The 12,926-nt window shown below is 43.0% G+C and carries 11 protein-coding genes; 9 read left to right on the top strand and 2 right to left on the bottom strand.

Features of this window, described 5'->3' with window-relative positions; all coding sequences use genetic code 11:
- The first annotated feature begins 107 nt into the window (after window positions 1-107).
- Window positions 108-770 carry a site-2 protease family protein gene (locus tag MHH68_RS17010; RefSeq protein ID WP_058013441.1) on the top strand — a complete coding sequence of 221 codons (663 nt, stop codon included), beginning with the start codon at window positions 108-110 and terminating at the stop codon, window positions 768-770.
- Window positions 771-782: 12 nt separating this feature from the next.
- Complete coding sequence (locus tag MHH68_RS17005) at window positions 783-1,301, top strand: YwhD family protein (protein WP_339164294.1); 519 nt, start codon at window positions 783-785, stop codon at window positions 1,299-1,301.
- A 125-nt stretch (window positions 1,302-1,426) separates the two neighbouring features.
- On the opposite strand, the gene MHH68_RS17000 is transcribed toward MHH68_RS17005, so the two are convergent.
- On the bottom strand, window positions 1,427-3,496 hold the full coding sequence (locus MHH68_RS17000; protein ID WP_339164291.1) for a transglycosylase domain-containing protein: 2,070 nt from the start codon (window positions 3,494-3,496) through the stop codon (window positions 1,427-1,429).
- Between the two features lie 223 nt (window positions 3,497-3,719).
- Between MHH68_RS17000 and speE the strand changes: the two genes are divergently transcribed.
- From speE to argS, 5 genes are all read left to right on the top strand, one after another.
- Window positions 3,720-4,550: a spermidine synthase gene (speE, locus tag MHH68_RS16995; protein WP_339164288.1), complete on the top strand. Its 831-nt coding sequence runs from the start codon at window positions 3,720-3,722 to the stop codon at window positions 4,548-4,550.
- A 69-nt stretch (window positions 4,551-4,619) separates the two neighbouring features.
- Window positions 4,620-5,492 (top strand): agmatinase, encoded by an 873-nt coding sequence (gene speB / locus MHH68_RS16990; RefSeq protein WP_003214818.1) that lies wholly within the window; start codon window positions 4,620-4,622, stop codon window positions 5,490-5,492.
- Window positions 5,493-5,572: 80 nt separating this feature from the next.
- Complete coding sequence (locus tag MHH68_RS16985) at window positions 5,573-5,920, top strand: hypothetical protein (protein ID WP_058013445.1); 348 nt, start codon at window positions 5,573-5,575, stop codon at window positions 5,918-5,920.
- Window positions 5,921-6,044: 124 nt separating this feature from the next.
- The gene (locus MHH68_RS16980; RefSeq protein ID WP_058013446.1) at window positions 6,045-6,467 is read left to right on the top strand and encodes a DUF1934 family protein; all 423 of its coding nucleotides are present in this window, start codon (window positions 6,045-6,047) and stop codon (window positions 6,465-6,467) included.
- Complete coding sequence (gene argS / locus MHH68_RS16975) at window positions 6,464-8,137, top strand: arginine--tRNA ligase (protein ID WP_339164283.1); 1,674 nt, start codon at window positions 6,464-6,466, stop codon at window positions 8,135-8,137. The genes MHH68_RS16980 and argS overlap by 4 nt, the downstream gene beginning before the upstream one ends.
- Window positions 8,138-8,431: 294 nt before the next feature.
- On the opposite strand, the gene MHH68_RS16970 is transcribed toward argS, so the two are convergent.
- Window positions 8,432-9,403: a S66 peptidase family protein gene (locus MHH68_RS16970; protein WP_339164280.1), complete on the bottom strand. Its 972-nt coding sequence runs from the start codon at window positions 9,401-9,403 to the stop codon at window positions 8,432-8,434.
- A gap of 156 nt (window positions 9,404-9,559) precedes the next feature.
- On the opposite strand from MHH68_RS16970, the gene cls reads away from it, so the two are divergent.
- Both cls and MHH68_RS16960 read left to right on the top strand, forming a co-directional pair.
- Entirely contained in the window at window positions 9,560-11,062 is a 1,503-nt protein-coding gene (gene cls, locus MHH68_RS16965) for a cardiolipin synthase (RefSeq protein WP_339164277.1), read from the top strand.
- Window positions 11,063-11,167: 105 nt separating this feature from the next.
- Entirely contained in the window at window positions 11,168-12,883 is a 1,716-nt protein-coding gene (locus tag MHH68_RS16960) for an ABC transporter ATP-binding protein (RefSeq protein WP_339164275.1), read from the top strand.
- Window positions 12,884-12,926 lie beyond the last annotated feature (43 nt).

The following is a 12,926-nucleotide window of genomic DNA, read 5'->3' as shown; positions in this document are numbered from 1 at the left end:
TGCAAAAACCTCCTTTTTCCTTTAATGCTACGCTTCCCTTTAGTTTAAGGGACTTCTTATAGTATACTGAATGAAGTAAATCATTGTATAGAAAGAAAGAGGGATTCATGCCTTTGAACCAATTTCTTGTGTATCCATTAGAACTGATTCCATATGTCGCCATTACGCTTGTTGTTGCATTTACGATGCACGAGCTGGCGCATGCATATGTTGCGTATCGTTTCGGAGACCCGACAGCTAAGAACCAAGGGAGACTCACATTAAATCCACTGAAGCATCTTGATGTATTTGGGACGATTTTGATCTTTGTCGCTGGTTTTGGCTGGGCGAGGCCTGTGCCGGTGAATCGATACCATTTTAAAAACCCGCGCTTAGCAGGAATCTGCGTCTCGATTGCTGGTCCTTTAAGTAACTTGGTGTTGGCGTTTCTAGGCTTTTTCGTGTACGTGCTTCTTCAGAAATTTGGCGGGGAGTCGCTCATGCGCTTTGAGCCTGGAGTGGATTATTTCTTCCGAATCTTTATAAACTTGAACGTCATTTTGTTCCTATTTAACCTATTGCCAATTCCGCCGCTGGATGGGTATCGTATTATTGAGGACGTCGTCAGCCCCCGTATCCGGGCGAAAATGACGCAATTTGAACAATATGGGATTATCATTTTTCTGATATTTGTGATCACTCCGCTTGGACAATTTATTTTTGGTCCATTGATCGGAATGCGGGATCAAATCATTCAATGGTTTGAACTTATTATGAAGCCGCTGCTTTAGGAGGTTTAATGAATGGAAGGTAAAAAGAAGAAACCAATTGGTTTTAATATCATTAAAAAAACAGACGCAACTGACGGACACGGAGGCTTTGGTGCGGGTGCACTCAGCCTAGATAACATTTCGCCAGTGATCATTGATGTAGAGGAAAAGGAAGCTGTCATTGATATTGGTGCAATGCATGCAAGAAGTGCCGTGGAAAAAGGGATTAAATTCTTGAAAAGCAAAGAAGAGGTACCGAACGGAAAGCCGTATTGGCTCGTATGGGTAACCATTGACCGCAGAGAAGTAGGTCCTTATTATGCGGGTGTGACGGCTTGCGAAATGACCGTCGACCGTTCAATCCGCCGCGGGTATAAGTCGCTTCCAGAGCATGTGAATTTAATGGATAAATCAATGAAGCGAAAAATCGTCGTCAGTCATATGGATGATGTATCGAAAAAGGTACTGGCTGATTTCTTGAAGAGTCATAATGAAGCACTATGGGAAGCATCTACAGAAGAATTAAAAGAAGGATTGTCTGTCCCTGAATAATTGTGAAATTTTTGTGAAGAATGGCGAATTGCTACCAATTCCAGCTGATTTTTGAGTAAACTGGTGTTAAAGCTAGGACATGGAGAATCCCGAGATGCAAATCTCGGGGTTTTTCATGTCTTTTTTTAACGTTTCAGCCACTTTTCCCACCATTTCTTTGGCCTTTGATCTTGAACCGGATCTTCCTCAGAAGATTTATCCTCAGCACCGTAGCACACACCTGTCGGCTCCGTTCCTTCTATAAAATAGGTGAATACCTTTGATTCACATCCTGGACCCGCGAGATCGCCGGTTTTTGGATTGATATACACACCTTTTACACCGTCTGGCGGCATGAAGGAGGACGCTGGCTGTTTGGAGAGGGCTGATTCCATAAAGGATGCCCATATCTTTTTTGCATAGGCTGTTTCTTCGACCGAGTCAATGGTACGCCCTTTATCATAGCCAGTCCACACACCTGTGACGAGCTGGGGAGAGAAGCCGATCATCCAGCTGTCGGCTCCTGTCGTTCCCGATTTCCCTCCGTATGTTCGTGTGAGATCCTTCATAATGGTGCGGCCAGTGACACTCGTATAGCCGTTTAACTGATCATTGAACATTCCTGACATCATGTCGGTGGTGACAAAGGCTGCCTTTTCATCTAAGACTTGCTCTCGTTTTTGTTTTTCTTCAAAAAGCACGTTACCTTTTGCATCCGTTACTTTTGTAATAAAGGTGGGTTTGACTCGTTTTCCGCCATTGACAAGCATTGCGTAAGCATTGGTCATTTCAATTGGTTTGACAGGGGACGTGCCTAGAGCAAGTGACGGCACTTGATCTAGTTTTTCGTTGATGCCAAATGTTTTGCCGGCACGTACGAGCTGCTCCATTCCTAAAAAAAGATGGGTTTTCACAGCATAAATATTATCAGACAGCGCCAAGGCTTGAAGCATGGTAATGCCGTCATTGGCGTAATAGCCATGATAATTGCTTGGTGAATAAGCAGCACCGCTTCCTTGATCATCGAGCTCAAAAACCGTTTCTTCACTGCGCATGACGGTTGCTGGTGTAAACCCATTTTGCAAGGCAATGTAATAGAGAAGAGGCTTCATTGTTGAACCGGGCTGTCTTTTCGCTTGTGTGACCCGGTTGAATGGACTTTTCTCATAATCTCTTCCTCCGATGAGGGCGAGTACATGACCTGTTTGGGGATGGATAGCAGTAAAGCCGATTTGGATGTCTGATTTCGAATAGATTGTGTTTTGTAACATCTTCTCAGCCATTTTCTGTAACTCTGGATTTAAAGTCGTTTGGATATGAAGGCCATAAGTTTCGATCTGTTCCTCAGTTAACCCCAAGCTTTGTTTCAACTCACGAATCACATCATCATAAAAATACGGGGCTTGCTTTGCTTGCAGCTGCTTCTTCTGCAAAGGGCGATAGGACAGTTTTCCTTTCGCGGCTTCAGCGGCTGCCTTTTTCGTAATCATGCCGTCCTCTTGCATGTGTCTCAAAATCATATTCTTTCTTGCGCCGGCTTTCTCTTCATTCACATAAGGGGAGTAGAGAGAAGGGCCCTTTGGGATACCGGCAAGTAAGGCAGATTCAGCGAGGGTCAAATTCTTCGCTTTTTTCCCGAAATACAGACGGGACGCCGCTTCCACGCCGTAAGCTCCGTGACCATAATAAATGGTGTTCAAGTATCCTTCTAAAATCTCATCTTTTGTATAGTTTTGCTCTAAGCGGATCGTGTAAAAGGCTTCATTCCACTTCCGCTTCCACGTTTTATCATGATCTAAATACAGATTTCGTGCATATTGCTGGGTGATCGTGCTGGCGCCTTGTACCTTAGCCATAGCACGAATATCCGCCACTGCAGCACCCGCCATCCGTTTCACATCAAAGCCATGATGCTCATAAAAGGTTTTATCCTCAACAGCTACAGCTGCCTGTCTGATATGAGGGGACATGTCCTTTAAGGGCACCCAATATCTCTTTTCTCCAAAGCTGGATTCTCCAAGCTTTGAACCATCGGCTGCATAAATCGTCGTAGATTGGGGAACTTGAACAGAGGGGGCACCTTGCCATTTGGCTATTAAAAGAATCGTCAAAAAGACAGTGCCTGCAAATAGAAAAGCGAACAAGCCAATAAAAAAACAGGCTCGAATCGTTTTCACGGTCATGCGGATTTTTTTATTACTCATGATTGTGTCCATGCAAAGCCCCCATTTTGACGGTTTTTTATCAGTATGGAACAAAGAAAACCGTTTTAAACAAATGATTGCAAGAGCATTCATGAAAATTGAAGAGAACTCATGCGGTTCTTTACAATTTGATATGAATCCACTATACTTTTTTCTTGGACAATCGATATAGTCATAGCCGTAAAGGCGCTAACAATAGATGTTTGTTTATTATTGGATGAGAGGAAGATGGACAATGAGCGAACTTTGGTATACAGAGAAGCAAACGAAGAATTTTGGTATTACATTGAAGGTGAACAAAACCCTTCATACAGAACAAACAGATTTTCAGCATTTAGAAATGGTGGAAACAGAAGAGTTTGGCAATATGCTGTTTTTAGACGGTATGGTGATGACATCAGAGAAAGATGAGTTTGTATACCACGAAATGGTGGCACATGTTCCTCTTTTCACTCATCCAAACCCGGAAAATGTTCTTGTCGTAGGCGGAGGAGACGGCGGTGTCATTCGTGAAATCCTGAAGCATCCAAGTGTGAAAAAAGCGACACTTGTTGATATTGATGGCAAAGTCATCGAATACTCGAAGAAATTCCTTCCTTCGATTGCTGGAAAACTAGACGATCCTCGTGTAGATGTCAAAGTCGGAGATGGCTTTATGCACATTGCTGAAGCTGACGATGAGTATGATGTCATCATGGTGGATTCAACAGAACCAGTTGGGCCAGCTGTGAACCTGTTCTCTAAAGGCTTTTACGCAGGGATTTCAAAAGCACTCAAAGAAGACGGTATTTTCGTGGCACAAACGGACAACCCTTGGTTCACACCTGAGCTGATTACAAATGTACAGCGTGATGTGAAAGAGATTTTCCCAATCACGAAGCTTTACACAGCAAATATTCCAACGTATCCAAGTGGTCTTTGGACATTTACCATCGGTTCAAAAAAATATGACCCACTTGCTGTAGAAGACAGCCGTTTCTTTGATATTGACACGAAATATTACACAAAAGAATTGCACAAAGCGGCATTCGTTCTGCCGAAATTTGTGAGCGACTTAATCAAATAAATCAAGCGAAGTGGAAATGCGCAAATAACAGTTTGCGCATTTTTTGAAGCGTAAAAGGAGGAATCTTGCATGAGATTCGACGAGGCTTATTCAGGAAAAGTGTTTATTGGAAGTCATCCGACATGGGAAGATGCAAAAGTCATTTTATACGGGATGCCGATGGATTGGACTGTCAGTTATAGACCAGGCTCACGTTTTGGCCCAAACCGTATTCGTGAAGTGTCGATTGGATTAGAGGAATACAGCCCTTATTTAGATCGTGAGCTGCACGAGGTACCATTCTTTGATGCCGGTGACATACCGCTTCCTTTTGGAAATGCACAGAAAAGCTTAGACTTAATTGAAGAGTATGTCGACAGCATTTTAGAAAAAGGGAAGTTTCCATTAGGAATGGGAGGCGAGCATCTTGTGTCTTGGCCTGTTTTCCGCGCGATGCATAAGAAATATCCTGATTTGGCGATTATCCATATGGACGCACATACGGATCTTCGTGAGGAATACGAGGGTGAGCCGCTGTCTCATTCAACACCGATTCGTAAAGTAGCAGGACTTATTGGACCTGAAAATGTATTCTCTTTTGGGATTCGTTCTGGGATGAAGGAAGAATTTGAATGGGCAAAAGAAGCGGGCATGCATATTTCTAAATTTGAAGTGCTGGAGCCGTTGAAGCAAGTATTGCCAAAACTGAAGGGGCGTCCAGTTTATGTGACGATCGACATTGATGTACTCGACCCAGCTCATGCACCTGGTACAGGCACGGTGGATGCTGGTGGTATTACATCAAAAGAGCTGCTTGCTTCCATTCATGCCATTGCAGGATCTGAGGTTCAAGTAGTTGGTGCAGACCTTGTAGAGGTAGCACCTGTATACGATCATTCCGACCAAACAGCGAATACAGCGAGCAAGCTTTTACGTGAAATGCTGCTTGGGTTTGTGAAATAATAACTTGATAGAGGAGCTTGTCATCTCATGTGGACAAGCTCTTTTTTTTTACATTGGTCAAAAAATAAAGGAGGCAGCTCATGTTTTCGTCATTATTGATGGTGCTTCTCGCTTTATGTGTGTTAGGGGCAGGCTTTCTCACACTGAAACGAGAGCTCGCAGCTGAGCCGCCTGTTTTTGCTTCGAAAAAGGAAGCAAAGGAAGAGATGTTGGGGCTGTTTCAGGATCGAGGCTTTTTCTATCTGACAGCCATTGCGTTATTCATGCAGGTGGTATTTAAGCAGTCGCAGATCGTGCCATTTGATTTTTTTCAGGCATTTTTGACAAGTTCAGGCGTACAAGCTCTTTTTTATTTCATCAAAAGAAAAGACAGGGGCGTAAAGGCCGGATTGGTAGTATTAGTGAGTTTCCTGTTTCTTTTTTTCTAAAGGGATGGCGTAAGATCGAAAACGAAGTTTAATCACCGTGAAGAAGAGAAATGATGGGATGATAGGCGATCATGAATATGGTATACTATTTTAGTTAAACGGGTCTTAGCAAAGGAAGTGCAAAATGACACAAAACCAAATTTCAATTCATGTAAAGTCAGTGATGAAACCAGAGACGGAGCCGGCTGAAACGATCGAATTCCGCACGACTGGAACGTATCAAGAAAAGAATGACAAAACGTATCTCACTTACCATGAAGAACATGAAATGGGTCAAGTAAAAACCGTTGTGAAAATGAGTGAAAAAGAAATTTTTGTCATGAGATCAGGGGCCATTCAAATGAAGCAGCGCTTTCTCATCGGAGAAACGACCATTACACATTACACGATGCCATTCGGTACACTACAGCTTGATGTACACACACATGGCATTGATCTCGATGTGGACAAGGGACTGCTGCACATTACGTACGATATGCTGACAGGGGAAGATCAAAAGCATTTACATACATTATCGATTTCGTATAAGGAGGATTTACGTTCATGAATATCGCAGAACAGGTCAAAGATGCGTTAAAAGAAGAAATTATCGCGGCAGTCGTCAAAGCAGGACTTGCTGATGAAAGCCAGGTACCAGATGTCCTTTTAGAAGTGCCGAAAGACAAAACTCACGGTGATTACTCCACGAACATGGCGATGCAGCTTGCCCGCATTGCAAAAAAAGCACCTCGTCAAATCGCAGAGGACATTGTCAAAGCGTTTGATAAAGGGAAAGCATCTATTGAAAAACTGGATATCGCAGGTCCAGGATTTATTAACTTTTATATGAACAATCAGTATTTAACAAAGCTAATCCCAGCTGTCCTTGAAGCAAAAGAGGCATATGGTGAAACGAATACAGGCGGTGGCCAAAAGGTGCAAGTTGAATTCGTCTCAGCCAACCCGACAGGTGACCTTCACCTTGGACATGCCCGCGGAGCAGCTGTAGGTGATTCTCTTTGCAACATCCTTGATAAAGCAGGCTTCGATGTGAGCCGTGAATACTATATCAACGATGCAGGAAATCAGATCAATAACCTCGCTTTATCTGTAGAGGTACGTTACTTTGAGGCGCTCGGTCTTGAAAAAGAGATGCCTGAAGACGGCTATAGAGGAGAAGACATCAAAGGCATCGGGCAAAAGCTGGCAGATGAATTTGGTGACCGTTTCGTGCATGAGCCAGAAGAAGAGCGTATGAAGTTCTTCCGTGAATACGGCTTAAAATACGAATTAGAGAAATTACGCGTAGACCTTGAGAATTTCCGTGTCCCATTTGATGTATGGTATTCAGAAACGTCTTTATATGAAAACGGAAAAATCGAACCAGCGCTGGAAACCCTTCGCGCTAAAGGCTATGTCTTTGAAGAAGATGGCGCAACATGGCTGCGTTCAACTGATTTTGGTGATGACAAGGACCGTGTGCTCATTAAAAAAGACGGCAGCTTCACTTACTTGCTTCCAGATATCGCATATCATAAAGACAAGCTAGACAGAGGCTTTGATCAACTCATTAACATTTGGGGAGCGGACCATCATGGCTATATCCCTCGAATGAAGGCGGCGATCCAAGCACTTGGATATCCTGCTGGCAAGCTTGAAGTAGAAATCATTCAGCTCGTTCACCTTTACAAAAACGGTGAAAAGATGAAGATGAGTAAGCGTACAGGAAAAGCCGTCACCATGCGTGATCTGATTGAAGAAGTAGGCCTAGATGCCACTCGTTATTTCTTCGCGATGAGAAGTGCGGCGACACATATGGACTTTGACCTAGACTTAGCGATTTCTACGTCTAACGAAAACCCTGTGTACTACGCACAATATGCCCATGCGAGAATTTGCAGCATGCTGCGTCAAGGTGAAGAAAAAGGCTACGAGCCAAACCTTGAAAAAGCAGATTTCTCTCACATTCAATCGGAAAAAGAATACGATCTTCTCAAAATCATTGGCAGCTTCCCAGAAGTTGTAGCAGAAGCAGCTGAAAAGCGTATTCCGCACCGCGTGACGAACTATATTTATGACCTTGCATCAGCCCTTCACAGCTTCTACAATGCCGAGAAGGTCATTGATGTAGAAAACGAAACAAAAACAACAGCACGTCTTTCACTTATGAAAGCAACACAAATTACGCTGGCGAATGCATTAAAACTAATCGGTGTATCGGCTCCGGAAAAGATGTAATACAAAAAAGCCCCGCTCTACTATAGGAGTGGGGCTTTTTGATATAAAAAAACCCGCTATCTTTTAAGGACAGCGGATGTTGAACATTACCCAAGCGTATTAATAATGTTAGAAATAGAATCAAATAATTGGCTAAGTACATCAGAGAACATATTTTTGCCTCCTCTCTTTTCTTTTTACATCTACTTAACGAAGGGGATGGAGGGTTGGATCACTTTTTCTAAAAAAATTTTAAAAAAGATGGTGGCATAGAAAAAAGCACCACATATTCGGGTGCTTTTTTGCCTTTATTAGTTATGAATGAATGCGCAGCTTCACGTCTCCATTTTCACACGCTAACTGAACGTTTCCGCCAATCGGTAAGGTGAAAACCGGTTGCGTATGTCCGATATCGACATCGTAGATCACGGGAATGTGTTTAAGCATCGGGTGTTTATCTAAAATGAACCCCAAATGTTCCTCTGTCATCTTGGATTTCTTCTGAAAGCGTCCGATGATCAATCCTTTAATTGATTGTGCATGCTGCAAGAGGGAGGTAAGGTCTCTGGCGAACATTTCAGGGAACACCAACTCATCATCCTCCACAAATAAGATGGCATCTTTGATTTGAGGCATAAACGATGTCCCTTGTAGTAAGTTCAGTGTACAAAGGTTTCCACCATACAAGGTGCCTTCGGCTGTTCCCTCCTGATAGATTCCCCATTTTGCCGGATGAAATTGCCTGTTCGCTTGATCAAGATACCACGCATCATCACTCCATTTCGTCGAAGGAATCACATCAAACGGTTCGCCGCCGTTCATCAAGCAAGCTTGAAACATAGCGGTCTGCTCCTCCTGTCCCTGCTCCATTTGAAAGCTTGAGAAATGGGGACCAGAATATGTCACCATATCACATTTCGCTGTAATGGCGCTGGCAAGTGCAGTAATGTCACTATAGCCGCAAAGGACTTTAGGATGCTGACGGATCAAGTCGTAATCAATATAAGGCAGAAGCTCATTGCAGTTAAAGCCTCCGATGGATGTCAAAATACCATCGACCTCATCATCTACGAACGCCTCATGCAGATCAGACAAGCGGTGTTCAATAGATGATGAGGAATGAAGATCACATTCAAACACGTGCTGTCCAAAAGAAACAGTGAAACCTAACATCTCTAAACGCTTTTTTGCTTGAGCGATTCCTTCTTTTGATAAAATGCTGGCACTTCGGCTTGGAGCAATGACACGAAGATGGCTGCCTTTTTTTAAAGGAGAGGGTGTACGCATAAACAAATCTTCCTTTCCATCACATATTTCTCCATTATATCGGATCAAATAGCGCAAGTCTGTAAAGGCTAGGAAAAAGGAAAGGATCGTGCGTTTCATACAAGCTGTGCAAAGGGTATGGAAGAGAAAAGACAGAAACGAATGAGGGCGGAGAATGTGAAAAAGAGGAGACTGGAATTTTTATTTTTATATTTTATGATATTCGGGGCATATGTGGTGTATTGGTGGCCGGTGCCAGCGTGGAGTGTTCAGCTGTACGCAGCAGTTTATATCGCCATTATTTTATTTAGTATCATCTCACTCATGCTAGAGAACCGTACATCACAGCACACACTCTTATGGATGTATGTGCTGATCTTTTTCCCGATCATTGGCTATATGTTTTATTTGTTCTCGGGACAGCTCTATGTGAAAGGTCATTTATTCAAATCAAAGAGAATGTACAACCGTGAAAAACTACGCAGAATATCTGAGCTTGAGAGCAAGCCGGATGAATCAAGTCTAACCGAAAATCAGCGGACTTTTTTTCATTACACAGAAAAAGCAACAGGCATGCATGTGAACACAAATAGTGACATGGACATTTTAAAAAATGGGGAGGAGACGTTTCCTCGTATTTTTGAAGAATTAAAAAAGGCAAAATCGTTCATCCATATAGAATACTACATGTTCAAATCAGATTTCCTCGGGCACCGGATGATGGAGATTCTGATAGAAAAAGTGAAAGAAGGGGTAGAGGTTCGCTTCATCTATGATGCGGCTGGCAGCATTCGCTTTTCTCGGAAAGATATTAAACGCTTGAAGCAGGCGGGTGTCAAGGTTGCTCCTTTTCTGCCTTTAAAATATGGTTTCTTTAATCAAAAATTCAATTTCCGTAATCACCGAAAAATCGTGATCATTGATGGGAAGACAGGATTTGTCGGCGGCTTAAATGTCGGAAAAGAATATGTAGGACGTGATGAAAATATCGGGTTTTGGCGTGATACGCATACCATGTTAAAGGGTGAGGCTGTCCAAACCCTTCACTCTGTTTTTATGCTCGACTGGGAGTATGTATCAGATGAAGTATTAATTGATGATCCGAAATATCATATGCCGCATCCTGTGACGGGAGAGGATGTCATTCAGGTTGTACCAACTGGACCTGATATGAAAGAAAGTATGAGTGATTTATATGATGCACTCATCTCAAATGCGAAACAATTTGTCTGGATTGCGACACCTTATTTTGTCCCAAATGAATCCATTCGTACGGCGTTGAAAATTGCTGCGACAAGAGGGGTGGATGTCCGGGTGATGGTTCCGGAGATCAATGATGGCTTTCTCACACAATACGCCACACGATCGTATTTTTCTGAGCTCCTAAAAGAGGGCATCAAAGTGTATCACTATCAAAAAGGCTTCATGCATCAAAAAGTGATGATCGCAGATGGAGAACTTGCCTCTGTCGGTACCGCAAATGTGGATATGAGAAGCTTTCAGCTCAATTTTGAGGTCAATGTCTTTACGGCCGCGAAAAAGCCCATTGAGCAGCTGATGACCCATTATGAAGAGGATATGAAAGAATGTGAGCAAATGGGGCCTGTTCATTTTTATAAAAGAGGCTTAAAAGAGCGCTTAAAGGAATCATTTGCTCGGTTATTTTCTGGCGTGCTATGAGGCTTTCCAGTCGAAGAAATCATTTCCTCATCTAGTATTTTGAAGAGGATTCCTCTATAATTGAAAATGATTATCAATTATAGAGGAAATGAGGTTCTTTTACATATGCTAAAACGCTTTTTCGCCTATTACAGGCCTTATCGAGGTCTTTTCTTTTTAGATTTCTTTTGTGCTGTTGCCGTTGGATTGATGGAACTGGGATTTCCGCTTATCGTGAACTACTTCATTGATACTTTGTTGCCAACAGGGAACTGGACGGTCATTGTCTGGACAGCACTTGCGCTGTTTGTCATTTATGCCCTCAGCTCGGTGATGCAATTTATTGTGTCATATTGGGGGCACATGCTTGGCATCAATATTGAAACAGATATGAGGAAAAAGCTGTTTGATCACTTTCAGCGCCTATCCTTTAAGTTTTTTGACAACAACAAAACGGGTAAGCTTATGTCACGGATGACAAACGACCTCATGTACATTGGAGAGGTGGCGCATCATGGTCCTGAAGATTTGTTTATAGCGATTATGACGATTCTTGGTGCCTTTGCAGTCATGCTGATGATTAACTGGCAGCTGGCTATTTTAACCTTCCTCATCATGCCTGTCATCATTTGGCTCGCCCTTCATTTTAATAAGAAGATGACGAAGGCGATTACACAGCTCAACAATGACATTGGAGACTTTCATGCAAGGGTTGAAAACAATATCGGCGGCATACGTCTTGTTCAAGCCTTTGCCAATGAGCATTTTGAGAAAAAGCGTTTTGCTGAAAACAACAACCGTTTTCGGAAAGCGAAGCTTCTTTCCTATAAAATTATGTCGGTCAATGGATCGATCAGCTATATTCTGACACGTCTTGTGACACTGTTTGTCCTTCTCGCAGGTACATGGTTTGTCCTGCAAGGCCAATTAACGGCAGGTGGCTTTATCGCATTTGTTCTGATTACGAATGTTTTATTTAGACCAATTGATAAAATCAACACGGTCATTGAAATGTATCCAAAAGGCATTGCAGGCTTTAAAAGCTATGTGGATTTGCTAGAAACAGAGCCGGATGTGAAGGATACAGAGGAAGCACGTGATGTTTACGGATTGAAAGGTGAGATTGAATATCGAAACGTAACATTTGGCTACGATGAACACAGTCATGTGTTAAAGAATATCGATTTGAAGATCAAACAAGGAGAAACGGTTGCGTTTGTCGGGCCTTCAGGAGCGGGGAAATCGACGATTTGCAGTCTGCTGCCTCGTTTTTATGATGTGGATGAAGGGGAGATCACGATAGACGGTGTAAGCACAAAGTCTATGACATTGTCTTCTTTAAGGCAGCAGATCGGTATTGTGCAGCAGGATGTCTTTTTATTCTCAGGCACCATTCGTGAAAACATTGCGTACGGCAACCTAGAAGCCAACGATGCAGAGGTTTGGGAGGCTGTCAGGCGTGCGCATTTAGAGGAACTTGTCCAGCGTTTCCCAGAAGGATTGAATACGGTGATAGGTGAGCGCGGCGTCAAACTGTCAGGCGGTCAAAAGCAGCGCTTGTCAATTGCACGAATGTTCCTGAAAAACCCTTCTATACTCATCCTAGATGAAGCCACATCAGCACTGGATACAGAAACAGAAAAAGCCATACAGGATGCGCTGAGTGAACTGGCAGTCGGCAGGACAACACTCGTCATCGCCCACCGCCTTGCAACAATTAAACACGCCGACCGTATCATTGTCGTGACAGAGGAAGGCATTGAAGAACAAGGCCGCCACCAAGATTTAATTCAAATGGGCGGCGTATACAGCAGACTGCATGAAGCGCAGTTTGGTCATTAAAGAGAAAGCCCTTTTGATCAAGGGCTTTTTTTGTTAGGATAGA

Origin of the sequence: Bacillus sp. FSL K6-2841 (assembly GCF_037976435.1) — a bacterium.
Classification (GTDB): Bacteria; Bacillota; Bacilli; order Bacillales; family Bacillaceae; genus Bacillus; species Bacillus pumilus.
Note: the sequence above shows the minus strand (reverse complement) of the source record. Positions and strands in the feature narration are given on the sequence as shown.

Coding starts and splice junctions, on each gene's coding strand:
- MHH68_RS17010 (WP_058013441.1), top strand. CDS start 108: ATGCCTTTGAACCAATTTCTTGTGTATCCATTAGAACTGATTCCATAT.
- MHH68_RS17005 (WP_339164294.1), top strand. CDS start 783: ATGGAAGGTAAAAAGAAGAAACCAATTGGTTTTAATATCATTAAAAAA.
- MHH68_RS17000 (WP_339164291.1), bottom strand. CDS start 3,496: ATGGACACAATCATGAGTAATAAAAAAATCCGCATGACCGTGAAAACG.
- speE (WP_339164288.1), top strand. CDS start 3,720: ATGAGCGAACTTTGGTATACAGAGAAGCAAACGAAGAATTTTGGTATT.
- speB (WP_003214818.1), top strand. CDS start 4,620: ATGAGATTCGACGAGGCTTATTCAGGAAAAGTGTTTATTGGAAGTCAT.
- MHH68_RS16985 (WP_058013445.1), top strand. CDS start 5,573: ATGTTTTCGTCATTATTGATGGTGCTTCTCGCTTTATGTGTGTTAGGG.
- MHH68_RS16980 (WP_058013446.1), top strand. CDS start 6,045: ATGACACAAAACCAAATTTCAATTCATGTAAAGTCAGTGATGAAACCA.
- argS (WP_339164283.1), top strand. CDS start 6,464: ATGAATATCGCAGAACAGGTCAAAGATGCGTTAAAAGAAGAAATTATC.
- MHH68_RS16970 (WP_339164280.1), bottom strand. CDS start 9,403: ATGCGTACACCCTCTCCTTTAAAAAAAGGCAGCCATCTTCGTGTCATT.
- MHH68_RS16960 (WP_339164275.1), top strand. CDS start 11,168: ATGCTAAAACGCTTTTTCGCCTATTACAGGCCTTATCGAGGTCTTTTC.